Annotated in this window: 24 protein-coding genes; 16 read left to right on the top strand and 8 right to left on the bottom strand. The window is 49.3% G+C overall.

Features of this window, described 5'->3' with window-relative positions:
* The first annotated feature begins 34 nt into the window (after positions 1–34).
* Entirely contained in the window at positions 35–919 is an 885-nt protein-coding gene (locus tag ACO0LE_RS11275; RefSeq protein ID WP_422960446.1) for a dienelactone hydrolase family protein, read from the top strand.
* Positions 920–1,027: 108 nt separating this feature from the next.
* On the opposite strand, the gene ACO0LE_RS11270 is transcribed toward ACO0LE_RS11275, so the two are convergent.
* Together ACO0LE_RS11270 and ACO0LE_RS11265 are read right to left on the bottom strand one after the other, a co-directional pair.
* A complete protein-coding gene (locus ACO0LE_RS11270) occupies positions 1,028–1,867 on the bottom strand; it encodes a LytR/AlgR family response regulator transcription factor (RefSeq protein ID WP_422960445.1) in 840 nt (279 codons plus the stop codon).
* Complete coding sequence (locus ACO0LE_RS11265) at positions 1,864–2,913, bottom strand: sensor histidine kinase (RefSeq protein WP_422960444.1); 1,050 nt, start codon at positions 2,911–2,913, stop codon at positions 1,864–1,866. Before ACO0LE_RS11265 ends, ACO0LE_RS11270 begins: the two co-directional genes overlap by 4 nt.
* A gap of 186 nt (positions 2,914–3,099) precedes the next feature.
* On the opposite strand from ACO0LE_RS11265, the gene argH reads away from it, so the two are divergent.
* From argH to ACO0LE_RS11240, 5 genes are all read left to right on the top strand, one after another.
* The gene (gene argH / locus ACO0LE_RS11260) at positions 3,100–4,506 is read left to right on the top strand and encodes an argininosuccinate lyase (RefSeq protein ID WP_422960443.1); all 1,407 of its coding nucleotides are present in this window, start codon (positions 3,100–3,102) and stop codon (positions 4,504–4,506) included.
* A gap of 437 nt (positions 4,507–4,943) precedes the next feature.
* Positions 4,944–5,528 (top strand): TRAP transporter small permease subunit, encoded by a 585-nt coding sequence (locus tag ACO0LE_RS11255; RefSeq protein WP_422960442.1) that lies wholly within the window; start codon positions 4,944–4,946, stop codon positions 5,526–5,528.
* A gap of 25 nt (positions 5,529–5,553) precedes the next feature.
* On the top strand, positions 5,554–7,221 hold the full coding sequence (locus tag ACO0LE_RS11250) for a TRAP transporter large permease (protein ID WP_422960441.1): 1,668 nt from the start codon (positions 5,554–5,556) through the stop codon (positions 7,219–7,221).
* A 282-nt stretch (positions 7,222–7,503) separates the two neighbouring features.
* Complete coding sequence (locus ACO0LE_RS11245; RefSeq protein WP_422960440.1) at positions 7,504–9,780, top strand: ATP-binding protein; 2,277 nt, start codon at positions 7,504–7,506, stop codon at positions 9,778–9,780.
* A gap of 37 nt (positions 9,781–9,817) precedes the next feature.
* Positions 9,818–10,327 carry a lipocalin family protein gene (locus ACO0LE_RS11240; protein ID WP_422960439.1) on the top strand — a complete coding sequence of 170 codons (510 nt, stop codon included), beginning with the start codon at positions 9,818–9,820 and terminating at the stop codon, positions 10,325–10,327.
* A gap of 85 nt (positions 10,328–10,412) precedes the next feature.
* Here ACO0LE_RS11240 and ACO0LE_RS11235 read toward each other — a convergent pair whose 3' ends face one another.
* On the bottom strand, positions 10,413–11,498 hold the full coding sequence (locus ACO0LE_RS11235) for a TRAP transporter substrate-binding protein (RefSeq protein WP_422955965.1): 1,086 nt from the start codon (positions 11,496–11,498) through the stop codon (positions 10,413–10,415).
* 530 nt (positions 11,499–12,028) lie between these two features.
* Between ACO0LE_RS11235 and ACO0LE_RS11230 the strand changes: the two genes are divergently transcribed.
* The 5 genes from ACO0LE_RS11230 to ACO0LE_RS11210 all read left to right on the top strand — a co-directional run bounded on the left by ACO0LE_RS11230 (position 12,029) and on the right by ACO0LE_RS11210 (position 15,825).
* Entirely contained in the window at positions 12,029–12,457 is a 429-nt protein-coding gene (locus tag ACO0LE_RS11230; RefSeq protein ID WP_422960438.1) for a YybH family protein, read from the top strand.
* A 75-nt stretch (positions 12,458–12,532) separates the two neighbouring features.
* Positions 12,533–13,582, top strand: a complete 1,050-nt coding sequence (locus tag ACO0LE_RS11225) for a DMT family transporter (RefSeq protein ID WP_422960437.1) — start codon at positions 12,533–12,535, stop codon at positions 13,580–13,582.
* A 241-nt stretch (positions 13,583–13,823) separates the two neighbouring features.
* Positions 13,824–14,174: a copper resistance CopC family protein gene (locus ACO0LE_RS11220; RefSeq protein WP_422960436.1), complete on the top strand. Its 351-nt coding sequence runs from the start codon at positions 13,824–13,826 to the stop codon at positions 14,172–14,174.
* A 2-nt stretch (positions 14,175–14,176) separates the two neighbouring features.
* Positions 14,177–15,094 (top strand): CopD family protein, encoded by a 918-nt coding sequence (locus tag ACO0LE_RS11215; protein ID WP_422960435.1) that lies wholly within the window; start codon positions 14,177–14,179, stop codon positions 15,092–15,094.
* A 260-nt stretch (positions 15,095–15,354) separates the two neighbouring features.
* Complete coding sequence (locus ACO0LE_RS11210; RefSeq protein WP_422960434.1) at positions 15,355–15,825, top strand: undecaprenyl-diphosphatase; 471 nt, start codon at positions 15,355–15,357, stop codon at positions 15,823–15,825.
* Between the two features lie 243 nt (positions 15,826–16,068).
* On the opposite strand, the gene pmbA is transcribed toward ACO0LE_RS11210, so the two are convergent.
* Entirely contained in the window at positions 16,069–17,421 is a 1,353-nt protein-coding gene (gene pmbA / locus ACO0LE_RS11205) for a metalloprotease PmbA (protein ID WP_422960433.1), read from the bottom strand.
* An 83-nt stretch (positions 17,422–17,504) separates the two neighbouring features.
* On the opposite strand from pmbA, the gene yjgA reads away from it, so the two are divergent.
* From yjgA to ACO0LE_RS11185, 4 genes are all read left to right on the top strand, one after another.
* Positions 17,505–18,155, top strand: a complete 651-nt coding sequence (gene yjgA, locus ACO0LE_RS11200) for a ribosome biogenesis factor YjgA (RefSeq protein WP_422955975.1) — start codon at positions 17,505–17,507, stop codon at positions 18,153–18,155.
* Positions 18,145–18,780 (top strand): molybdopterin adenylyltransferase, encoded by a 636-nt coding sequence (mog, locus tag ACO0LE_RS11195; RefSeq protein WP_422960473.1) that lies wholly within the window; start codon positions 18,145–18,147, stop codon positions 18,778–18,780. Before yjgA ends, mog begins: the two co-directional genes overlap by 11 nt.
* 315 nt (positions 18,781–19,095) lie before the next feature.
* The gene (locus tag ACO0LE_RS11190) at positions 19,096–19,767 is read left to right on the top strand and encodes an alpha/beta hydrolase (RefSeq protein WP_422960472.1); all 672 of its coding nucleotides are present in this window, start codon (positions 19,096–19,098) and stop codon (positions 19,765–19,767) included.
* A 180-nt stretch (positions 19,768–19,947) separates the two neighbouring features.
* Positions 19,948–20,610 (top strand): esterase/lipase family protein, encoded by a 663-nt coding sequence (locus ACO0LE_RS11185; RefSeq protein ID WP_422960432.1) that lies wholly within the window; start codon positions 19,948–19,950, stop codon positions 20,608–20,610.
* A gap of 36 nt (positions 20,611–20,646) precedes the next feature.
* Here the strand turns inward: ACO0LE_RS11185 and ACO0LE_RS11180 are convergent, their stop codons facing one another.
* The 3 genes from ACO0LE_RS11180 to purU all read right to left on the bottom strand — a co-directional run bounded on the left by ACO0LE_RS11180 (position 20,647) and on the right by purU (position 23,173).
* On the bottom strand, positions 20,647–21,402 hold the full coding sequence (locus tag ACO0LE_RS11180; protein ID WP_422960431.1) for a spermidine synthase: 756 nt from the start codon (positions 21,400–21,402) through the stop codon (positions 20,647–20,649).
* A gap of 3 nt (positions 21,403–21,405) precedes the next feature.
* On the bottom strand, positions 21,406–21,945 hold the full coding sequence (locus ACO0LE_RS11175) for a YaeQ family protein (protein WP_422960430.1): 540 nt from the start codon (positions 21,943–21,945) through the stop codon (positions 21,406–21,408).
* A 358-nt stretch (positions 21,946–22,303) separates the two neighbouring features.
* The gene (purU, locus tag ACO0LE_RS11170; RefSeq protein WP_422960471.1) at positions 22,304–23,173 is read right to left on the bottom strand and encodes a formyltetrahydrofolate deformylase; all 870 of its coding nucleotides are present in this window, start codon (positions 23,171–23,173) and stop codon (positions 22,304–22,306) included.
* A gap of 353 nt (positions 23,174–23,526) precedes the next feature.
* On the opposite strand from purU, the gene ACO0LE_RS11165 reads away from it, so the two are divergent.
* Positions 23,527–24,555, top strand: a complete 1,029-nt coding sequence (locus tag ACO0LE_RS11165) for an NADP-dependent oxidoreductase (protein WP_422960429.1) — start codon at positions 23,527–23,529, stop codon at positions 24,553–24,555.
* A gap of 108 nt (positions 24,556–24,663) precedes the next feature.
* On the opposite strand, the gene otnI is transcribed toward ACO0LE_RS11165, so the two are convergent.
* The gene (otnI, locus tag ACO0LE_RS11160) at positions 24,664–25,458 is read right to left on the bottom strand and encodes a 2-oxo-tetronate isomerase (RefSeq protein WP_422960428.1); all 795 of its coding nucleotides are present in this window, start codon (positions 25,456–25,458) and stop codon (positions 24,664–24,666) included.

Genomic DNA, 25,458 nt, shown 5'->3' with positions numbered 1-25,458 from the left:
TTGATGACCTGTATGGGTCACACAAGGAAAGCCAATGTTACCGCTTCGCTCTCTTCTGCTGACGCTGCTATCAACGCTACTGCTGATCAGTACATCGCTGATGGCTGCGACCGCTGGTCGTCCGGTGCAGTTCCCTAGTCTTGATACCAGAGACGATACGGCGATTGAATTAAACGGCATTTTTTATACTGCCAGCAGTGACGGCGTACGCCCACTGATCATTGCCCTGCATGGCTGTGGCGGCCTGTACAGCGCACGAAAAGGACATGAGGCTGACGTTCATCCCCGTCATCAGGCAATGGCCGAGCTATTGCAGGCTCGCGGATATCATGTCTTGCTGGTCGATAGTTTCACCGCTCGCGGCGTACGCTCGATTTGCACGACGCTCTACAAAACCCGCGACATCACACCAGACAATCGTCGTCTCGACGCACTAGGCGCCATGCTGTGGGCAACCCAACAGAAAGAAGTTGATCTACATCGTGTCGTCCTGCTTGGATGGTCCAATGGGGGATCCAGCACACTGAATACCCTGAATCAAAAACATCAAGATAAACTGAATATCGCTCTGCCCGCCTTCAGAGCAGGCGTCGCTTTTTATCCGGGTTGCAATGCTTACCTCAAAAAATCGTATCAGCTCAATAGCCCGCTACTTATCCTGGTCGGCGAGCTCGATGACTGGACGCCGCCGGCAGCGTGCCAGAGCCTGCAAAGAAAAATATCACCAGCACCGCTCAGCGTCAGCATTTATCCAAACTCCTATCATGATTTTGATGCCCCAGATCAGCCGATCCGCTTGCGCAAAGACGTCCCCAACGGCGCTCATCCCGGCATGGGTGTAACAACTGGCAGCAACCCCGTTGCCAGAGAAGCAGCCTATCAAGAAATGTCAGAATTTTTAGAAAAGAGTTTAAAATGATCCCGCACTGTTCATGCGGGTTACAAGCCAATAATGCGCCAGAAGGCGCATCCTGATTGCGGATTGGCTTTTCAATTTCACAGATTAAGTGAAAATAAGTGAAGAAAATTACCGTACCAGCGCCTTGATCACTGGCCATTGCCGGCGGGAGATCGGTAAGCGCTCTTCACAATCGCGCACGATCACTTGCCAGGATTCGGAAATTTTTTCGTTTTCGCTATCGGCATCGACAATCGTGGTCGCTCGTTCGACACCCATGATCGCATTGCGTGCAACCAGAGCATTACGATGTACGCGGACGAGCCGATCTGACATTTCCTCCTCTAGTGAGGTCAGCGATTCCTCAAGCAGATAGTTGCGCGCCCTAGTGTGGATGGTGACGTATTTTTGCTCTGCCTTTAAAAATAAAATATCTGCAACCGGCACCAGCAGAACGCGATTTCGCTCCAGTACGGAAAATGCCTGCCGTCTGGTCGGCAAGACAAGTGCAGGCTGTATTGACACGGCATCAGGGGAGGCGTTGACGACCCGTCGTAATTCGCTGACCCGGCGAATCGCCTCGGCCAGCCGGGTCGCGCGCACGGGCTTGAGCAAATAATCCATGGCGTGAACTTCAAACGCGTTCAGTGCATATTCATCGTAAGCAGTGACAAAAATAATTGACGGCGATGCGATGGCTGGCGCTGATGAAGATGCTGATTTTTTTGATTCCAGCGCTCGTTGTTGCAAGTGCTGCGCCAGCTCCAGCCCTGTCATACCGGGCATCTGCACATCGAGCAATACGATATCTGGGCGGAGCGTCTGTATACTGTCCAGCGCAGCTTGCGCTGTGCTGGCCTCACCGAGCAGATCGCAGGGGCACTCTGCCTGAATATCCGACAATAAGGTCGTTAGTCTTTGTCGCGCAGGCGCTTCATCATCGACAATAAATAGGCTGGGCTTGGTCATTTTTTATACGGAAAATACAATTGCACGACAAAATGATTATTAATAATTTGATTCGTCATTTGCGCCTCGATATCATATAGGAGCAGCAAGCGCTGCCGTATATTATCCAGTGCCATGTGATTGCCGCCGGGCACTGTCTGATCCGCATGAAAAGGATTGCTAATGCGGATTTCTATTTTATCTAAACTACGCTGTATGGTAATACTGATCAAGGCCGGAGTCTGGGATGGTTCGACACCGTAATGCACGGCATTTTCCAGCAAGGGTTGCAGCAACAGACCCGCAATCTTAATCTCTCGCAATTCTTCCGGCGCCAGATTCACGGTATCCCACTCCACATGCAGACGGTCGCCGAGCCGGATTTTTTCTATCGAGAGATATTGCTGGCATAAATCAATTTCTTCTTTCAAGGTAGTGATGTCGCGGGTATCCCGCATCAGGACGCGAAACAGATCGGCCAGATCCTCCAGGGCAGTTTCGGCGCGACGCGGCTCCGCACGGATCAACGAGAGCACAGCATTCAGGCTATTAAATAAAAAATGCGGACGAATCCTCGCTTGCAAAGCTTGCAGCCGCGCCTCCCCTAGCGCAGGAGAGAAGGCGCGGCTGCGTAATTCAAAATAATGCTGGAACGCGAGCCCAAACATAAAACACAGAATGACCGTAAAAACATCACTCAGATGCGGAAAACTAAAAATAAACCACTCAAATGGCTCCAGAGCACGCAACAGCAACACGGCGACCAGCGCTGGTACCAAGCCACATGCCAGGCGTTGCAGCCATGCCGGCGACTTATCGCGCTGGGGATCCAGTTCGGCAAGGCGACGTATGCCGCAGAGTACAAATAGTGATAACAGACTGATCATTTCAACCAGCATGGCGGTCTCGATGAATTCCTGCACATTCAGCAGCCAACCTTGCCCACGCGCCAGCAAACCCAGCAATACAGCACCATTCACGACAATCAGGACACGGAATACGATACCGATATTGCAGCAATCAGGGATCAATACATCTGCCGACGTGTACTTTGTTTGTTCATGCATAGGGAAAACCGCCTCGGTGTTTTATAATCGGGGTTCACGCACGAAACCCCAGCCGCGTTACATCTCCTCGCCGTACATATTTCGTATAGCCCTCGTCGATGCTCCTTGCTGGAACTGTGTTGCGTAAGCCCTTAATCTGGATATCCGTCGAATGTACATCGACTCGCTTTTCATTAACTTTCTGCTATGACATCACAATTCTCTAAAAAAAGCGAGGCATGGTCTGCCCGTTTCTCTGAACCTGTCTCTGATCTGGTAAAACGTTACACAGCGTCGGTGTTCTTTGATAACCGCATGGCATCCTTCGACATCCAAGGCTCTCTGGCTCACGCCGAAATGCTGGCTACCCAGAAAATTATTACAGCACAGGATTATGCCGATATCCAGCGCGGCATGGCGCAGATTCAGACTGAAATCGATTCCGGCAAGTTTGAATGGCTGCTCGATCTGGAAGACGTGCATCTGAATATCGAAAAACGACTGACCGAATTGGTTGGCGATGCAGGCAAGCGCCTGCACACAGGCCGCTCGCGCAACGATCAGGTTGCGACCGATATCCGCCTATATGTGCGCGCTGCGATTGATAATATCGTTGGCCTGCTCGGCGATCTGCGCTCTGCCCTGCTGGATCTGGCAGAGAAAAATGCTGACACGATTTTGCCCGGCTTTACCCATATGCAGGTCGCTCAGCCTATTACCTTCGGCCACCATATTCTGGCGTATGTAGAGATGTTCAGCCGCGATGCCGAGCGTATGATTGATTGCCGCAAACGGGTGAATCGCCTGCCGCTGGGTGCCGCGGCCCTAGCCGGCACGACTTTTCCGATTGACCGTGAACGGGTAGCAAAGACCTTGGGGTTTGACGACGTCTGCCATAACTCACTGGATGCGGTATCCGACCGTGATTTTGCGATTGAATTCTGTGCTGCATCCGCTCTGATCATGACGCATATCTCACGCATGTCAGAAGAACTGGTGATCTGGATGAGTCCGCGGGTTGGCTTTATCGATATTGCGGATCGCTTTTGTACCGGCTCATCGATCATGCCGCAAAAGAAAAATCCTGATGTACCCGAATTAGCTCGCGGCAAAACAGGCCGAGTAAATGGCCATCTGGTCGCCCTGCTAACTCTGATGAAAGGCCAGCCGCTAGCCTACAACAAAGACAATCAGGAAGACAAAGAACCGTTATTCGACACAGTCGACACCATCACGGACACACTGCGGATTTTTGCCGATATGGCAGGCGGCATCACCGTCAAACCAGAGGCGATGCGTGCAGCAGCGTTGCAAGGCTACGCAACCGCAACCGATCTGGCGGATTATCTGGTAAAGCGTGGCCTGCCGTTCCGCGATGCGCATGAAGCAGTGGCACATGCAGTCAAAACCTGTGTCGATAAAGGCTGTGATCTGAGCGATATGAGTTTGCAGGACTTACGTGCTTTTTCAAACCTGATTGATGATGATGTGTTCGCTGTACTGACGCTCGAAGGCTCAGTCGCCGCACGCGACCATATTGGCGGCACGGCACCGAATCAGGTCAAAGCAGCAATCGAACGCGCTCGCAGCAAACTGCTCGCATCATTGAGTTAATCAACAGCAAACAGACACAAAAGCACTGACGCAAACCCAAACCTCACCAGCTGCGTCCAGTCACACTCACAACAGGTGTGCGAAACAAATAGTCCAAGCACACCTGTTCATCAAATTCCACACCGCGCCGCCCGTATCAACTCGCTATAAGCAGAGTCTCAGCAGAGCCACAGCAGAGTCAAATTTCCTTGCGCCAGAAATAAGAATTACGCCGAACTACGGACACCGTTCAAACAGATCCTGAACAGACTCTGAATAGACCCTAAATAGGCTCTAAGTAGAAATACGGCTTTTGTCTCTTTCATCCCCAAAACATGCATCATCTGAGCACCAGATGCTTGTCTGCAAAAAGAAATGTCTTATACTTGCCCCGACCATAAGAGGATGCAGTAACTCATGCAATCCATAAAAATTTAAAGACTAAAGGGAGACACCTTATGCGCTTATTCATCGCTTTCGCGAGACTCATTGACGCGCTCAATGAAAAAATCGGTCAGGCAGTTAGCTGGGCATTATTGGCCGCTGTGCTGATCTGTACGGGCAATGCCCTGATACGTTACACCTTCAATATCAGCTCAAACGGCTGGCTGGAAATTCAGTGGTATTTATTCTCAGCGATTTTTTTGCTCGGCACTTCAGCGACCTTGCGCAGAAATGAGCACGTCCGTATTGACGTTGTTGCCGGTCGCTTTTCCAAGCGCACACAGGTCTGGATCGATATTTTTGGCTTTTTATTTTTCCTATTACCGATGGCAACCCTGATTCTGTATTTCGCAGCACCTTACGCCATGGAGTCAATACGTAATCAAGAGATGTCAAGCAACGCCGGTGGCCTGATTGTCTGGCCCGCAAAATTATTGATCCCTGCCGGCTTCCTGATGCTGACGCTGCAAGGTATTTCAGAGCTCATCAAGCGTATCGGCTTCTTGCAAGGCTTAGTCGACGCCAGGGAATTCGAAAAACACGCGAGTACGCCAGCAGAAGAAATTGAGGCGATTAAAGCCGCCAATAATCTCAAATAAAAAAGCACAGCGGAGACAATACAAAATGACGGCATTTATTATTGCGAACATGGCACCGATCATGTTCGCCACTCTGGTGATCTTTTTGTTATCGGGATTTCCTGTCGCTTTTTCTTTAGCGGCGAACGGTTTATTTTTTGGTTTTCTGGGAATTGAATTTGGCCTGATCAAGCCTGAGTTGCTGCAAGCCTTGCCGAACCGGATTTTTGGTATTATGTCGAACGACACCTTACTGGCGATTCCTTTTTTTACATTCATGGGATTGATTTTAGAACGTTCTGGCATGGCAGAGGATCTGCTCGATACCATCGGTCAGTTATTCGGTCCGCTGCGCGGTGGTGTCGCATATGCCGTCATTTTCGTCGGTGCCTTACTAGCAGCGACCACTGGTGTAGTTGCCGCTTCGGTGATCTCGATGGGTTTGATTTCCTTACCGGTCATGCTGCGTTACGGCTATGATAAAAAAGTCGCCTCCGGCGTGATTGCAGCCTCAGGAACACTGGCGCAGATTATTCCGCCTTCGCTGGTCCTGATCGTGATGGCTGATCAGTTAGGACGCTCTGTTGGCGATATGTATCAGGCCGCTTTTGTACCTGGCTTACTGCTGACTGTAATGTATGCCGCTTATATCCTGATCATCTCCATCGTCAAGCCGCAATGGGTGCCTGCCCTGCCACCAGAAGCGCGCAATCTGCGCCAGCCAAACGGGGACAGCGGCGTCTTGTCCTTGCTGGCCTTGATTGTGGTCAGCGTCGGTGCAAGTTTTGCGTTTGCCAAATATTATGGAACGACACATCCAGAAGCTGCAGCCGATGAAGTCGGTATTTATTCCGCAGGAATAGGAATTGCCGGTGCCTTTATTCTGGCGCTGATCAATCGCAAATTAAAAATCGGCTTGTTATCCAAAATGGCTGAGCAAGTTGTCTTTGTGCTGATCCCGCCGCTCGCATTGATCTTCCTGGTACTCGGTACTATTTTCGTCGGCATTGCGACACCGACTGAAGGTGGCGGCATGGGCGCGTTTGGTGCGATGGTACTGGCGATCATGAACCGTCGTCTGTCCTGGGATCTGACCAGACAGGCAATGAATTCGACTTCACGCCTGTCTTGCTTCGTGGTGTTTATCCTGATTGGCTCTACCGTGTTTTCACTGGTATTCCGAGGCGTCAACGGCGACCTGTGGGTTGAGCATTTATTGACCTCCCTGCCGGGCGGCAATACGGGCTTCCTGATCGTGGTCAACATCATGTTCTTCGTGCTGGCATTCTTCCTTGATTTCTTCGAACTAGCGTTCATCCTAGTGCCGCTAGTCGGTCCGGTGGCAGAAAAAATGGGCATCGATCTGATCTGGTTCGGCGTCTTACTAGGCGTGAATATGCAAACATCATTCATGCATCCTCCATTCGGCTTCGCCCTATTCTATCTGCGCTCAGTCGCTCCGAAAGAAGTTAAAACCTCGCATATCTACTGGGGTGCCGTCCCTTTCGTGATTGCTCAGATAGTCATGGTATCGCTGATAATTTCCTTTCCTAGCATTGTCTCCGTCGATAAAAAATCGAATATGAAAGAAGATGTGCAATTGAATATTCAGGCACCGGTTGATAACGGTGAGGTAACTAACTTGCCACCGGGAGCCAATAATCAGGAGGAAGAAAAACAAGAAGAGACCCCACCTCCGAAGTTCACGCAATAAATAAAAGCTTCTACAGTCTCACCGAATATTCAAACCCGCTACGGCGGGTTTTTTCTTTATCGCTTAACGACAGTAGATAATGAATAACGAATGGATACACAATCGATGTGGCAAGTGCTCAATCGCATGCTATGCTGTTCATCTGAATATCTGAATATTGGCGTCACATAGGCGTGACCTCATGCCTAACGTCATGCCAAACTCTAGCAAGCAGTTTGCATACACTTTATAGTGGAAAGTAAGAACTACTTAACATACCCTAAGGCATCAGCACCTGATTTTATGTTGATCAAAAAATCTTTCCCGCTATTACGCCTACCAGCCTTGCTGACGATCAGCATCTTTACGACCGTATTACTGACGGTTTTTTCGTTGCTGCTTCTGGTCAGCCATTTCGCTTTCAATTACGCACAAAAAGAAGCGGAACAACGACTACAGCAATTAGCATGGCAAATGCGGGACTCTCTTGACCTGGTCATGCAAAAAGCCGTCGGTGATGTGCAATTACTGTCTAATCTCAGCCAGGTAAAAGATGTCCGTGATCCGGCGGAGACAAGAAAGCTTCTGAATAATCTGCAAAAGACTTTTCCTTCATATGCCTGGATCGGACTGGCGGATCCTAAAGGCTCAGTACTGGTCGCGACACAAGGTCTACTGGAAAATCAAGATGTCAGCCAGCGCCCCTGGTTTAAAAATGGCCAAAAATCTCTCTACACAGGCGACTATCACCCGGCGCTGCTACTGGAAAAGAAGTTGCCTTACAGCGTAGAGCCGTGGCGATTTGTCGATGTATCGATTCCCATCACCAACTCAAATGGCACCTATCGCGGTGTGATGGGCGTTCATCTGAGCTGGGCATGGGCGAGAGAGACTGCCCACAAGCTGCTCGCACCAGTCGATAGTCAATATGCCGTAGATATCCTGATTATCCGTGAGGATGGCGCTGTGATCCTTGGTCCAAAATCAATGGAAGAGACCAAACTCAGTCCCGGCATCCTGGCTCATATCAAATCCAAAGTAACCGGTACCACGTCTGAACGATGGGCCGATGGCAAAGACTATCTGATTGGCTATGCACAAACAGGTCAGAGCAAAAATTACCCAAGCCTGAACTGGACCGTCTTAGTGCGCCAGAGCGAATCACTTGCGCTGGCAAATTCATACCAGTTGCAAAAAAATATCTTGTTGCTTGGTGGTCTGCTCGGACTGATGATGGCAGCACTCACCTCTTTCCTGTCGCGCCGCTTGTCAAAACCGCTGAATCTGCTGAGTTCTGCCATAGAAGCCCGCGCGACAAATCAACTGACCACAAGCATTCCCATCGTCTATGGTTTTCATGAGGCGCATTTATTATCCGTGACCTTATCCGAGATGGTCACAGCCCAGGAAAATAGCCGGCTAGCGCTCCTGGATATCAACGAAAAACTAGAGTCGACCGTAGAAATACGGACCAGAGAAATCGCCAGAAAAGCGCAAGAGTTAGAACAGTCTTTACTCAAGCAACAAAGCGCGCAAAACAGATTGCAAGCCATCGCAGACAATCTCCCCTCCATCATCACCTATATTGATGCGAATGAGCGTCATGTGTTTGTCAACGCTTATATCAGTACGATGTACGATGCACAGCCAGAAGAGTTACTAGGCAAAACACTGCGTGAGGTCAATGGGGAAGAACGCTATGCAGAATTTTCACCTCACATCAAGGCAGCGCTAGGTGGGGAGGCAGTGAGTTTTGAAAGTAATCGTATTGTGAGTGGTATCCCGCACTCTTACCAGTTCAACTACATACCGGCAAAAAATCAGGCAGGTGATGTTGAAGGTTTTTATGCAATGACATTTGACATCACCGAAAGAAAAAAAATTGAATTAATGAAGAGCGAATTCGTCGCCACAGTCAGTCATGAATTACGCACACCGCTGACGTCAATCAACGGCGCGCTGCGCCTGATCGGCGCCGGACTAGCTGGTGCGCTGACTGAAAAAGCCAAGGACCTGATCGCCATTGCATCTCGCAATTCAGAGCGCTTGTTACGGCTCATCAACGACATCCTGGATATTGAAAAAATCGAATCCGGCAGTATGGAATTTGAACTGCGACCTACTGAATTACAACCGATTCTGCAAGATAGTATCGCTGCCAGCAGCTCATTTGCCGAACAATACGGCGTGACGTTACACCTGGAACCAGATTCGTCCAGCCAGCAAAACTCCATGATCAATGTAGACAAAGACCGGCTCACGCAGATCATCATTAATCTGATCTCAAACGCGATCAAATTTTCAAGCACAGGCGGTAGTGTCAGTGTGTCATTAAGTAGCGTGAATGGTATTGCCAGAATCGCTGTGAGTGATCAGGGTTGCGGTATTCCCAAGAATTTTTATAATAAAATTTTTCAAAAATTCTCACAAGTTGATGGCTCAAATATCAAGAAAAAAGGCGGTACTGGGTTAGGACTCAGCATCTGCAAAACCATGGTGGAACAAATGCAGGGAAAAATCGGCTTTGAATCAGAAGTCGGTGTCGGCTCTATGTTTTATGTTGAGTTTCCTGTAATCTGAGCAACCCCATACCTGCATCCCCAGCTTACTATTGCCCATGAAAAAACTCTTACTCTCGCTCTGTATCTTACTTAGTGCCTGTGTCACGCGGCCAGACAATATCGTGCCGGTTGAGCACTTCGATACCGCCAAATATCTTGGCAAATGGTATGAAATTGCACGACTTGAACATTCGTTTGAAAAAGGTCTGAGCAAAGTCAGTGCTGAATACAGCTTGCGTGACGATGGCGGTTTAAAGGTACTCAACCGTGGCTTTAATGCAGCGGACAATGTCTGGAAAGAATCCATAGGCAAAGCCTACTTTGTACAACAGGCAGATCAGGGATTTTTAAAAGTTTCTTTCTTCGGCCCGTTCTATGGTTCTTACATCGTATTTGACCTGGATCCGAACTATCAATACTCGATGGTCAGCGGCCCGGACAAGTCCTATTTCTGGTTGCTATCACGTACACCGAGACTTGATCCGGCACTCCAACAACGCTTACTCGATAAGGCAAAATCTCTCGGTTTCGACACATCAAAACTGATCATGGTCGACCAGGAATAAACACCACATCACCGTCCATGTCATCGCTTAGATAATAAAAAAACCGCACGCCAGGTGCGGTTTTTTTATTCCTATAGACCAAGCATTATTTCATCGCGCGTGCCAGGCTAAAACGTGCGAATGACTGCTCAGCGACATTAAACCATTGTCCCTGATTATTACGGAAGGCAACCCAGTCATCGTACACTTTTTTGAATTTAGGATTCTTGGCTGCTTCTTCTGTGAAAGTTTCCTGCGCTGCTTTAAAACAGGCTTCCATTACCGGTTGCGGGAAAGGTTTGAGTGAAATTTTGTTTTGCAACAAGCGTCCCAAAGCGGCCGGATTTTTTGCATCATACTTAGCTTGCATATCCAGATGCGCTTCCAGGCTCGCTACCTCAATCGCTGCCTGGAACAATTTTGGTAATTTCTCCCATTCTTTCTTACCAACATAGAAAGACAACTGGGCACCGCCTTCCCACCAGCCAGGATAGTGATAAACCTTGGCGACTTTGTAGAAACCAAGTTTTTCATCGTCATAAGGACCTACCCATTCGGCAGCATCAATCGTGCCTTTTTCCAAGGCTGGATAAATATCACCGCCGGCGATTTGCTGCGGTACGGTTCCCAGCTTGGTCATGACTTTGCCCGCGAATCCACCGACACGGAATTTCAAGCCTTTAAGATCCTCAACTGTTTTGATCTCTTTACGGAACCAGCCGCCCATTTGCGTACCGGTATTTCCGCCCAAAAAATTCACTACGTTGTAGTCGGCAAAGAATTCGCGCATCAGCTTCATACCGTTACCATGCATCATCCACGCAGTTTGCTGACGTGAAGTCAGACCGAAAGGTACCGCAGTATCAAAAGCGAATGTGGGGTCTTTACCGAAATAATAGTAAGACGCAGTATGGCCGATCTCTACCGTACCATTTTGTACCGCATCCAAAACCTGTGTGCCTGGGACAATCTCACCGCCGGCAAAAGGACGAATATTAAATTTACCATCGGTCAATTCTTTGACACGATTACAAAACACTTCTGCTGCGCCAAAAATCGTATCCAGGCTTTTAGGGAAGCTGGATGCCAGACGCCAGTTGAGTGTCGGGGTATCTGCTGCGAGTGCGGGCAGGCTTGCTGCTCCGACGGATGCGCCTACGGCTGCTTTTTTTAGAAAGGAACGACGTTCCATGCTGTCTCCAATGTGAGAAGGACTCCGGACAATTTTCCGGCCATAAGATGCAGATAAATAGCAAATTAAAAACCGAAAATCATTCTATGGGCGTCACCGTTAAGCCGCAATCAATGTTTATATTGCAACGCAACAAATACCGACTCCATTCAAGGCCTGACTGCCTATAAGTACCTGACAAGTCACACAAAGCTCAATTAATTCAACAGCTTAAGAAAAAAAGAGCACCGTCAACAAATTACCGCGTGTTTAGCATTGCGTATTTCTACGTATCACAAACTACGACACTCAACATACCCATACTAATGATGGAAGAAGCGACAAATATTCAATCTCTCTTTTGCTGTGCTGAATCTGCCGAAGTCTCTACGCTTTCACCGATGATCAATTAAATTCTATCGATTACGATGGCAACATACTCACCGTTTACATAAATCATGAAATACTCTTTGCCGTGACTCTTGTCCACCTCAGTCACCGGCAGTGCAAACTCAGTTGAGGTATTTATCCAAAATCTGGAGATGAATAATATGTCTAAAGTGCTCCCTCTGCTTTTCTTAGTTTTTCTGACAAACTTGAGCTATGCCAGCGAGCCGAGAGAAACACTCGCGGCTTTCTACGCTGCATTGACCACAGGAGATCAGGCTAAAGCTATGGAACTGCTTGCCCCTGATGTTACGATTTATGAGTCTGGTTACGTCGAACGTACTCGGGCAGAGTATGCCGGGCATCATCTGCCGGAAGATATCGCTTTTGCTAAGACATCGGTACGTACGGTGTTACAGCATAGTCAGCAAATTGACGGCAAGCTCGCAATGATCTGGGAAGAGACTGCAACGACGGCAAGGATCAAAGGGAAAGCTGTCAAAATACTGGGTACTGAAACCGCACTTCTGCAAAAATCAGGTGATACATGGTTGATCACGCATCTGCATTGGTCATCGCGTAAGTCCAAGTAAGTCCAAATAAGTACCGGTCTCCTCTCAAAATCAGCCCTTACGATAAGTACCCTTCTCTACCGCCGACATTAACTTATGCGATTTAAAAAATTTCCTGCACTCAAAGGCGCCACATTCGCGCTACTGGCGGCAATCCTGTTCGGTGCCAGCACTCCGTTCGTGCAAGGTATTGGCGTCGGTATTGGTGGATGGATGACGGCGGCCTTGCTCTATGCGGGTGCTGCCACGGCAGGTTTTTTATTACGCTCAGACCAGACGACGGAAGCATCGCTACAAAAACAACATTGGCCCAGATTGTTTCTGATGGCTTTGTTTGGTGCTGTCTTAGGACCAGCGGCGCTTGCATGGGGATTGCAGCACACCAGCGGCGTTGGGGCATCATTGATGTTAACGCTGGAAGCCGTATTTACCGTTTTGCTATCGTATTTACTCTATCGTGAGCAGATAGGTAAGAGAGTCGTGTTGGCCATTATTTTATTGTCTGCTGGCGGCGCCCTGTTAGTCGTTGATCAGTCCGATACGGACGCATCGCAGGTGATCGGATTATTGGCGGTGATGTCAGCAACGATTGCCTGGGGAATTGACAACACACTGTCGCGCGCTTTGGCTGATGTCAACCCCGGCCAAGTTGTTTTTGGTAAAGCGGTTCTGGGTGCCAGTTGCTCACTACTCATCGCGCTATCTCTGGGGCAAACGGTAGTGTCACTTTACGCCGGAGTAGGCCTGTTCCTGATCGGCGGTATCGGTTATGGATTGAGTCTGCGTTTTTATTTGCTGGCTCAACGAGAGTTCGGATCAGCGCGGACGGGATCAATGTTCGCCGCTGCACCGTTCATTGGCGCAGCCATCGCATTTGGACTAGGCGAAAGGCAAACCAGTGCGCTACTGATTGGCGGAGTCCTATTGATGATTGCAGGTGTCGCTTTACATCTGGCGGAAGAACACGAGCATGACCATGAGCACGACAATATAGACCATGAACATGCTCATACTCATGATGACGGCCACCATACGCACACGCATGAAGTCATGCCACAAGGGGTACATAGCCATCGACACAGACACGAATCATTAGTGCACCGGCACCCTCATACACCTGATCTGCATCATGGGCATCGTCATTAAAATTACCTTATGAGCACACGACCGTTTGCCTTAGCTGGCGGAATCTGCTTGCTGTAGATTGCTGTAACAGCTTAGGCATCACGTTTAAGTCGCCAGTGACGTCGGTTTCATTGCATTAACCGGCGTCTTAGCTGAGTTTGATGTCATCATATTTTTGCACTTAAACCATGTATGGTAAGGTCGATATGAAGATATGGCCTTACCGTAAAACAAATCCCCATTAACTTGAATGGAGTAAAAATTGATACAGCGCATCTTGATCGTCATCGCCACTTTTTGTCTGATGAATTCAGGGCAAGTCCATGCCCATGCGATGCTGGAACGTAGCTCACCAGCTAATAATGCCGTCCTTTCTGCTGCACCAAGAACAATCGATCTGAGTTTTGGGCATCCAACCAAGTTGGTTATGTTGAAATTGCTTAAAGGCCAGGAGGTCATTCCATTGCTTACTGACAATGGACAAAGCGCAAAAACCTTTTCTGTTGCGCTACCGGCTTTAACTTCTGGGAAGTACCTTGCTACATGGAGTACTTTGTCTGGTGATGGACACGCCATGAAAGGAAGCATCACCTTTACTATTACCGGAAAATAAGATTGGATTCCACACTCCTGCATTTATTGGCCAGTATCGATGGGTGGCAAATATGCGCCATCCTGATCAAAGCCATGACCTATGCCACCTGTTTGACGGTGAGTGGAGGCGTATTCTTTTTAATGATTTTTGCGGCTTACCTGGATGCGGCTGAAGTGCACACCATAAAACGCTTTACTGGCGTCATGACACTTATCGCCGCGGCACTCTCAATCGCCCGGATTTTTATGATGAGCGGCATGCTGAGCGATGATCTCAGAGGAATGTGGGATATCCAATTTTTACACATGGTACTAGGATCCAAAGAAGGACTCGCACTGAGCTTGCGTTTGCCCTGTTTGTTTTTGCTGGCCATATGGGCACATGCCGGAGAGCGAAACATACATCCCGCCTTGTCATTACTAGCTGCCCTTCTGACATCCGCATCATTCAGTGCAGTTGGGCATGTGAATGAATTAGAGGGAGAAACCCGGCTTCTGGCGCAATTATTCATTGTACTGCATGTACTGGCCGTGAGCTTTTGGGTTGGCGCACTGTGGCCGTTACTCCACATCACGTATGACCGTAACACTTTACAAGTTGCGGCAATCGCTCATCAGTTTAGTAAGCTCGCCGTTATCATCGTCGGTATTCTGCTACTCGCTGGTGCAAGCTTGTTGTGGCTGCTACAGAGTTTTTCTGCAAAAGCCTGGCAAGCTGAATATGGTCAATTGATGATACTAAAATTAGTGTCTGTGTCGCTATTATCAGGTCTCGCGGCTTTGAATAAATGCCGACTGACGCCACAGTTACGGCATGGTGAACAAAGTGCCATTGCGACACTGAGATTATCCATTGTGATGGAAATGGTAGTTGCCGGAATCATTTTGCTGATCACGGCAAGTTTTACGACGATTACTGGTCCCGCCGCTACCGGTTAGCCAGATAAAAAATATTTGGTTCTATTAATTTTGTTTCTTCTGTTCCTTCTGATCATCCTGTTTAATTTACTCAGTTTTTTGAAACCTTACCCCTTTAATGCTTAGCTTACATTTATCAAAATCACAAACATCGTATGGAAGATTTTAATCAAGCTCTTTTTCTCTATCTCAACGCAGATCTCACAACACCTCATTGGATAATAACGATCGCTAGTGTTATTGCAGATTACGTTATTCTGTTTGTGCCATTGATGCTCGTAATGCTTTGGTGCAGAGGTGATACGCCAGCACGTAATCTGGCGTTAAAGTCGACGGCGGTAACGCTAACGGCATTAGGAATGAATCAACTGATCATTGCGTATTGGCCGCACCCCAGACCGTTCATGATTAGTCTGGGACACAGCTTTATTCCGCATGCAGCAGATGCCTCTTTCCCGAGTGATCATGGAACTGTATTTGCCGCCATTGCATTGACGTTTTTACTGTCCTCTGTTTGGTCGCTGACCGGATGGATAGTCGCTGTAGCGGGAACACTGGTCGCCTGGTCGCGCATCTTTCTGGGCGTTCATTTTCCTTTGGATATGCTTGGAGCAGTCGTCGTCTCCGGCCTCGCATGGATAGGCATTAAGCTGATATGGAGCAGAGTCGGCGATCCGCTTACTCAGTGGAGCGAGCAGATATATCGCGCTGTCTTAGCTCCGCTCATTTCACGTGGATGGATACGCAGCTAGCCACTACCTGAACCTAGCTAAGATAGGTCCCTGCTGCATAAGGAGAGAAGACATTGCCGTTTTTTTGAAATATGGGACGGGATCTTAATTGGCCATCAAAGTGATTCGCACAAAAGCCAGACTAAGATTTCCAGAGCAAATAATCAAAAAGCCCTCATCGCGAGGGCTTTTGGGCTTTTGGGCTTTTGGGCTTTTTGATTAGCGGATTCATTGTGAACTGTATCCAGACCCGAGGTGAAGAGTTTAATTCCCGGCGACCATCATGCTTTCGATCAAAATCGATCCGGTTTGTTTGGTGCCGCGTATCAGCGTGTCGGCACCGATCGCGACAATTTGCTGGAACATGTCGCGCATATTACCGGCAATCGTAATCTCTTCGACCGGATACTGAATCACGCCGTTCTCTACCCAATAACCGGAGGCACCACGTGAGTAATCGCCTGTCACATAATTCACGCCTTCGCCCATTAGTTCAGTGACTAGCAAGCCCGTGCCCATTTTTTTTAACATGGCTTTAAAGTTGTCACTACGCTGCGTGAGTGCCGAGGTCATCGACAGGTTATGCGAACCGCCCGCATTGCCAGTAGTTTTCATTCCCAGCTTGCGAGCTGAATAGGTTGATAAAAAATATCCTTGCACAATACCGTTCTTCACGACATCGCGACGTTGCGTCTTAACGCCTTCATCATCAAACGGTGACGAGCCTACAGCGCCGATGACATGCGGGTCTTCAGTAATTTCAATGTGAGACGGGAAAACCTGTGTACCCAGACTATCCAGCAAAAATGTCGATTTACGATACAGAGCACCGCCGGAAACCGCCTGCACAAAGGTACCAAGCAAACCTGCAGCCAGCGGCGCCTCAAACAGGACTGGACATTTACGCGTATCGAGCTTGCGCGCATTCAGGCGTGCCAGAGCACGCTCCGCTGCATACTGTCCTATCGCTTCTGGCGATGCGAGTTTTTTTGCATTGCGTTGCGATGAATACCAGTCGTCACGCTGCATCCGTGCGCCTTTACCGGCAATCGGCGCGACTGAGATTGTGTGACGAGAAAAAGGGTAACCACCCATGAAGCCGCGTGAATTCGCGGCGACGAAATGCGATTGCTGTACATAGACGCCAGCGCCCTCGCTATTCGTAATCCGCTTATCCACGGCAAAAGCTGCGGCCTCGGTGCGGGCAGCGAGGTCGATCGCTTCTTCGGCACTGATCAGCCAGGGGTAGCAGAGCTTTAAATCTTGCGGATGCTTTTCTAGCAAGTCTGCCTCGGGCAAACCTGCGCAATCATCTTCAGCGGTGAAGCGAGCAATGTTATAAGCCGCGTCGACAGTGGCTTGCAGCGATGCGCTGGAAAAATCAGAGGTGCTCGCGTTGCCGCGTTTTTGGCCGATGTACAACGTCACACCGATGCCTTTATCGCGATTTTGTTCGATGGTTTCGACCTTGCCTTTACGTACACTGATCGACAAACCGCCGCCTTCGCTGATCTCGACTGCGGCGTCAGAAGCCCCTTTTTCGCGGGAAAAGCGCAAAACATCTTGTGCAATTTGCTTTAATTGATCTTGCGTATGGGTAAAAACTGGCTTGCTCATAGGCTGGGTTTCTTTGGAGTCGAAGATAAAAAGGGTATCATAGCAGCCGTTTCATTAGTTTATAGAATAAAGGCGCATACATTATGCCAAATCCAAATAGAGGCTCGTGCGGCTACCAATCCAGCGAATTCGAGCCAGAATACGAACGCCCATCAAAATCCCAGCTCAAACGCGAGAGCGATGCCTTGCAAAAGCTCGGGCAAGAATTGATTGATCAGCCACGTGACCGCGTTAAACGCGTACCGATGCCAGAAGATGTACGCGATGCGATTCTCGAATGTCAGACGATCAAGGATCACGAAGGCCGTCGCCGCCAGTTGCAGTTTGTCGGTAAAAAAATGCGCACCCTGGATGAAGCCGAAGTTGCGCTAATCCAGAAAACCATCGATAGCTGGAAAGGCAAGTCCAAATCCGACACGGCTGCCATGCACGCGCTGGAGCGCAAGCGCGAGAAGCTGCTGACAGACGATAAAGCCCTGACTGAGCTGCTGGAACAAAATCCCGAACTCGACGTACAGCATCTGCGCACGCTGATCCGCAATGCACGTAAAGAGCAAGCCGAGAACAAACCGCCAAAAGCCTATCGTGAGATTTTTCAGATTCTGAAAGAAATTCAGGTCGCCCAACGTGCCGCACAGAAAAAAGCCGCGGGTGATGCTGGCGACACTGACGATGCCGATGACGAAGAAGAGTTTGACGATGTTGACGGCGATCACGAGCAGCATGAAGACTGATTCTGGCAGCAGCGCAGACAGCGACGGACCAGACCATCTGAAAATTGGCCTGGTATCGATTTCTGACCGCGCCTCGGCAGGTATTTATCAAGACCAGGGCTTACCGGCCCTGCAAGACTGGTTCGGGCATGCGCTAAGCAGTTCATGGAGCATGGAAACCCGCCTGATTCCCGATGAACGCGCAGCCATAGAGCAAGCCTTGATTGAGCTGGTCGACCAGGCGCAATGCCATCTGGTGATCACCACTGGCGGCACCGGTCCGTCGCGTCGCGATGTCACGCCGGAAGCGACACTCGCAGTAGCAAGCAAAGAGATGCCCGGTTTTGGCGAACAAATGCGTCAAATCAGCCTACAGTTTGTACCGACAGCGATTTTGTCACGTCAGGTCGCGGTGATCCGCGAGACAGACAAACATGCGGCATTGATATTAAATTTGCCAGGTCAGCCAAAATCGATCAAAGAAACGCTGGAAGGTTTAAAAGACGCCGATGGCAAGCAACTGGTGTCCGGCATCTTTGCTGCGGTTCCTTACTGCATTGATCTGATCGGCGGCCCGTATATCGAAACACATGACGCGATCTGCAAAGCGTTTCGCCCAAAGGCGGCGATCCGCAACAAATCTTGATGCAGGATGCGGCGATCTGAAACAAGGATCCGATACGGCAATCTGACGTCGATTTTTCGCTCCGATTTTTCGCTCCGATTATTCTCTCGCGATCCGCGATAACGCCATGCAACCAGCACGAAGCCTGATACGTTCATGAGAAACAAAACCAGTCTGAATCCAGCTAGACGACGCTGGCTTGCCGCTCTGGCCTTGGGCAGTCTTGGTGCCGGTATCGGCGCTAGCACTGCCTTTACGGCTGAGGCACAGACAAACACGTCTGCTTCAGGCAAAATCAAACAACGTCCCCTCAACAAAACTACGTCAAAGTCCAACATGAGCCAACTACTCGACACCATAGAACTCGAAAGCGCACCGAACCCGACCGTTGCTATTATCTGGATGCATGGCCTCGGTGCCGATGCCAATGATTTTGTGCCTATCGTCAAAGAGCTTAATCTCAAAGGCTGTCCGGCGATCCGCTTTGTATTCCCGAATGCACCGACCATGCCAGTGACGATCAACGGAGGCTATGTAATGCGCGCCTGGTACGACATCCTCGGCACGGACATCGCCCGGCGCGAAGACGAAAAAGGCTTGCGCAGTTCTCAAGTCGCCGTAGAACAGTTGATCGAACGCGAAAAAACCCGTGGTATTCCGGCGAACCGCATCATCCTCGCAGGCTTCTCGCAAGGCTGCGCGATGACTCTGCAAACCGGATTGCGTTATCCCGAAAAACTTGCCGGCCTGCTGTGCCTGTCTGGCTATGTCCCTCTGCGCGATGTGGTAGCCAGCGAGCGCCATGCCGCCAACCAGCACACAGCGATTTATTTGGTACATGGCCGTGCTGATCCGGTGATTCACATTGACCGCGCCGAACAATCACGTGATCTACTCAAGACTTTGGGCTATCCAGTCGAATGGCATGAATACATGATGCAACACTCGGTCTGCCAGGAAGAAATCGACGATATCAGCGCATGGTTAAAGAAGGTATTAAGCGCATGATTTGCTTATGAATTCATTCATTAATTCGCTGAATGAGTAGCTGAATACAAGGCAGATACCGGCATTCCAGATGAAACATATACTCCTCTAGAGTATTTATAAATACCTAGATAAACAGTGCGGGAATCGGTATGTTTTTACATATACTCCCGCATTTTTACATGTACGGAATACGAGTCTATGAGCGCATCAGAAAACAAACCCGTCAGCCAACCCTTACAAGCCCTGTTTGTCCACGGTATGGGACGCACGCCCTTGTCCGCATTTCCCTTGCTGTCGCGATTGCGCGACCACGGTTTGCAGACATATGGCTTTCACTATTTCGTTGCTCTGGAAAGTTTTGCGACGATAAAAGACCGGCTCGTCAGGCAGATCAGCGCGATCGCGGCCAAAGGTGACTACATCGTGATTGGACACTCGCTCGGCGGCGTCCTGTTACGCGCCGCTCTGAATGCCCTACCTGAGGGCACTCGTCAACCGCAACAATTATTTCTACTGGGCTCGCCAGTCACAGCATCACGAGTCGCCGGTCGCATCCGCAATCTACTGCCGTTCCAACTCATTAGTGGTGACTGCGGACAATTGCTGTCGAGTCCAGAGCGCATGTCTGCGATTGGTGCCGTCAGCGTACCGACAATCGCCATCGTCGGCAACAAAGGTATTAAGGGTAAATATAGTCCGTTTGGTGATGAAGATAACGACGGCGTGGTCTCGATTTCGGAAGCCTATGCAGCGTGGGCAGAAAAAGAGATTCTGTTACCCGTCATGCATACCTTGATGCCGTCAAATCGTCTGGTGAGCGAGACGCTGATTGCGCATTTGCATCCGGCCAGGCCTGTCTGACCAGTGCATGAGCGCACCCGCGAAACAGCGCGCCGTTTATTCAGTCAATTGTGATTTCATCCACTGCTTCAGACCATCTACCCAGACCTTGGCACGCAGATTATATTTTTTCTTAATCATGCCAGCACGTTCATATAGCTCGCTGAAATCCATTTGCGGAGCATTCTTAAACGCTATCACGACCAGATTTTCATCATCCACCGCGGGCAGCCAGACAACCGCATCAAACACCTGCTCCATTACCAGAATGTTTTTTTCAAAGCTGTCGTAACTGCCGAATACATTGGTCGTCATGATGCCATTCGGCGTCAGGCATTCGAAGCATGCCTGATAAAACTCCGGGCTATCGAGTACGGGGCCATTCGCAATTTCGTCATACAAATCGACCTGCAGAATGTCGATGCAAGCGTGATGCGCCGGATCCAGTACAAAGTCCATCGCGTCTGCATTCAATACGCGCAATCTCCCGTCATTTTGCGGCAATGCAAACATGGTTTCGCATATTGCGATGACAGCAGGATTCAATTCAACGGCAGTGACCTTGCTTTGCGTGAACTGGCGGTAGCAGAACTTGGTCAGTGCGGCCGAGCCCAGACCAAGTTGCACGACATGTGAGGGAGCATGTTGAAACAACATCCAGACCATCATGTTCTGCACATATTCCAGCTCAATCGCATCCGGCTTGCGCAGGCGCATTGCGCCCTGCACCATCGGCGTACCCAGATGCAAAAAGCGTACGCCATCTTCTTCCGACGTGGTCACAGGTGGAAATTGCATCATGCGATTCGGCATGACTTAGTCAGCCTTGAACGTTTCCAGATCGATCTGTACCGAGTCCTCGCCTGCTGTCATCCAGATCTGTCCATCCTGGATCGTGCATTGAAGCTGCATATTTCGCTGTGCCATTTTTGCCAATGCCTGACTGGCCGCGGCAGGCACATTCATCACACGCAAATTTTTTGCGCGATCAAGACGACTGTTCATTTGCTTCCACCAGATGTCGCTGGTGCTGGCATAGCTGTAAGCCAGCACTTTCTCGGAACGGCCACAGGCTTTGAGCAGGCGGCGATCGTCAGGCTGACCGACTTCGACCCATAACTGAATCGCATCGGTGTAATCTTTTTCCCACAGATCCGGTTCTTCGGTATCGGAGATCCCTTTACCAAAGCTGAGCTTTTCACTCGCGTGGATAGCAAACGCCAGTACCCGTATCATCATGCGTTCGTCTGTCTCGGAGGGATGACGTGCAATCGTCAGACTGTGATCCGCGTAATAGCCGCGGTCCATGTCAGAGATGTTCAGATCGGCTTTATAAATGGTGGATTTGAGTGCCATGCAACTTCTACTTTATTAGAAAAAACAAAAGGGTGGAGACCACCCCGGTAGTGATGCGCAATACTGTATGCGCATCGAAAAAAAAACATTACTGAGCGGACTACGCAAAAACTAAACCCTCTCACCAAAGACATACAGAGCAAAGGCCGACGTATGCGATTCCGCAGAACAGTAAGATCAAAACGACTCCGCAGGCTGAATGCGCCTGTTGGCACGAAAAACCTCTGGAAGCCGCATCCAGCCTGCGGGTTGAATATATATGGAGATAAGCAATCGACCGTTTTGCGTAAGCCCTGATTTATTTGTTTATTACTTAGTTAGGTATTACTTAGTGACGCATAACTCAGTGACGCCTAACTTATTTGAATACAACCGTCTTATGACCATTCAATAAAATACGATGTTCTACAAAGCATTTGACAGCCCGAGCTAACACCACGCATTCAACATCGCGCCCGATAGCGGTCAGGGTTTCCGGCTCCATCGCATGATCAACGCGCTCGACATCCTGCTCAATAATCGGTCCCTCATCAAGGTCACCCGTCACAAAATGCGCCGTTGCGCCGATCAATTTAACTCCACGCTCATGCGCCTGATAATAAGGCTTTGCGCCTTTGAAACTCGGCAGGAAAGAATGATGGATATTGATTGCTTTGCCCTTGAGCGCGTTACACAACTCCGGCGATAAGATTTGCATATAGCGCGCCAGCACGACCAGTTCGATGTCGTTGCTATCGACGATATCCAGAACTTTTTGTTCTTGCACGCGTTTGGCGTCGGCACCCGAACCTGTAGCGAGTGGCAGATGATGAAATGGAATATTGTAGCTGGCAGCGAGCTGATAAAAATCAGTATGATTCGACACAATCGCCTTGATCTCGACCGGCAGCAATCCACTTTTATAACGGAACAGAAGATCATTCAGGCAGTGTCCGATTTTAGACACCATCAGCATCACACGGGGTTTGTGGCGTGCATCATGCAATTGCCAGTCCATCTTGAACTGCGTTCCCAATGCGGCAAAATCCGTACGCAATACCGCGTCACCAAAGCTGGCATCTTCTGCCGCGAAATGGACACGCATAAAAAACAATGCGGACTGCGCATCGCCAAACTGGGCAGAATCGATGATGTTGCAACCGTGGTTCGCCAAGAAACCAGAAACGTTATGAACAATGCCGCGTTGATCAGGACAAGAGATGGTGAGGATATATTCTGGGTGCATAATGCGTAGTTAATAATTCAATATAAATGAGTGTGGCTTGATGCCTGATCTGTTGACGTTAGCTGAGATGGCAACGAGCGGCTTGATAAGCCTCTTGTTCGACCACTCGCAGACATTGCCGGTAATCACAATCACAGCAATGTCTGCTTTGTATTGATCCTGATGATCTTGTGCATTTCAGGAAACACGCGATTAGGTGATGCCGTAATATCGCTATACCCAATACCGTATTGTCGCATGAGCCAACCAGAATAGAATTAAAAAGCACGACCGTTCTAATTGAGGTATAGTAGTGCACCTCAACTTATTGAGTTTTTTACCGACCACTCTATTTGCGCCATCAATCTGGAGACATCATGACAACAACACGTATCAATCAGCAATATAGATTAGCCGCACGTCCGGTAGGCACGCCAAAGCACAGCGACTGGACATTTACCTCCGAGCCAGTACGCGAGATCGCCGACGGTGAAATCGCAGTGCAAGCCATCTATCTCTCACTCGACCCGGCAATGCGCGGCTGGATGAATGAAGGCAAATCGTATATCCGTCCGGTAGCGATCAACGAAGTCATGCGTGCAGGTGGCCTGGGTAAGGTAGTCGAATCAAAATCACCGCGCTTTGCGGTCGGCGATTATGTCTCTGGCAGTATCGGCGTACAAAACTATTGGGTAGGTGCGGCGGACGACAAATACGCAGGTTTCTACAAGGTTGATCCAAAACTCGCCCCGCTGCCTAAATATCTGAATGCTCTCGGCATGCCAGGTATGACGGCATACTTTGGCTTACTCGATGTCGGCATGCCAAAAGCTGGAGAAACCGTCGTGGTCTCAGGTGCAGCCGGTGCGGTAGGTCAGACGGTTGGTCAGGTCGCCAAACAAAAGGGTTGCCGCGTGGTCGGCATCGCCGGCGGCAAGGACAAATGTGAGTTCGTCGTCAATGAATTAGGGTTTGACGCCTGTATCGACTATAAAAACGGTTCGGTCAAAGACGGCTTAAAAGAACATTGCCCGAACGGCGTCGACATTTATTTCGATAACGTTGGCGGCGAGATTCTGGATACGGTGTTAACCCGCATCAACATGAAAGCCCGCATCATTATTTGCGGCGCAATCTCTCAGTACAACAATACGACACCGGTCAAAGGCCCTGCAAATTACCTGTCTCTGCTGGTCAATCGTGCCCGCATGGAAGGTATCGTCGTCTTCGATTATGCGGCACGCTATGGCGATGCAGTCAAAGAAATGGGCGCATGGATGGCACAAGGTAAATTCCATACACGCGAAGATATCGTCAAAGGAATAGAGACTTTCCCGGACACCTTGATGATGCTGTTTGACGGTAAAAATTTCGGCAAACTGATACTGCAGGTCGGTGAGGAATAATACGAAAATTGCAGCTCAATTAAAGCCTTGAATCAATCGTACGTTGAATTAAAAAAGCCCTTTCTAGTCTGAGTAAGGGCTTTTTGTATTAGCAGTTAGCTGATTAGCTTATTTGGCCAGCCATGGTTTCAGCCAATCCAACCCTGCAGATGTCGCGGCTTTCGGCCGATACTCGCAACCGATCCAGCCTTGATAAGCGAGCTGGTCGATCAGTGTAAATAAATAGGGATAATTGATTTCACCAAGGTCAGGTTCGTGACGATCTGGCACCCCTGCTATTTGAATATGGCCGATACCACCATGTTTGCGTTGCATGTCGCGCTGTAGCTTGACCGCGATATCGCCTTCAACCACCTGGCAATGATAGATATCAAATTGCACTTGCAAATTCTCCACCCCGATTTCGGCGCAGATCTCTTGCGCCTCATCCTGACGATTCAGGAAATAGCCTGGGATATCGCGTGTATTGATCGGTTCAATCAAGACCGTGATATTTTCTTTGGCTGCGAGTAAAGCGGCATACGCGAGATTTTTTAAATACACGGCACGATGACGCTGTCTGTCATTCTCATCATCCAGCAAACCCGCCATAACATGCAGCTTATCATTGCCTAACACACGGGCATAGGCCAATGCCTGATCCAGCGATTGTTTAAATTCATCCTCCCGCCCGGGAAGCGATGCAATACCCCGCTCGCCTTTGCTCCAGTCGCCCGGTGGCAGATTAAACAAGACTTGCTGCAAGCCATGCTCATCGAGTTGCTGGCGTAATTGCGCGACAGGAGCCTCATAAGGGAACAGGTATTCGACACCTGTAAAACCATCTTTAGCGGCAGCGGCAAAGCGATCAATGAATGCATGTTCGTTATACATCATGCTGAGATTGGCGGCAAAACGTGGCAT

Origin of the sequence: Undibacterium sp. Xuan67W (genome assembly GCF_049340165.1) — a bacterium.
Lineage (GTDB): Bacteria > Pseudomonadota > Gammaproteobacteria > Burkholderiales > Burkholderiaceae_D > Undibacterium.
This window is presented reverse-complemented; position numbering and strand designations above follow the sequence as displayed.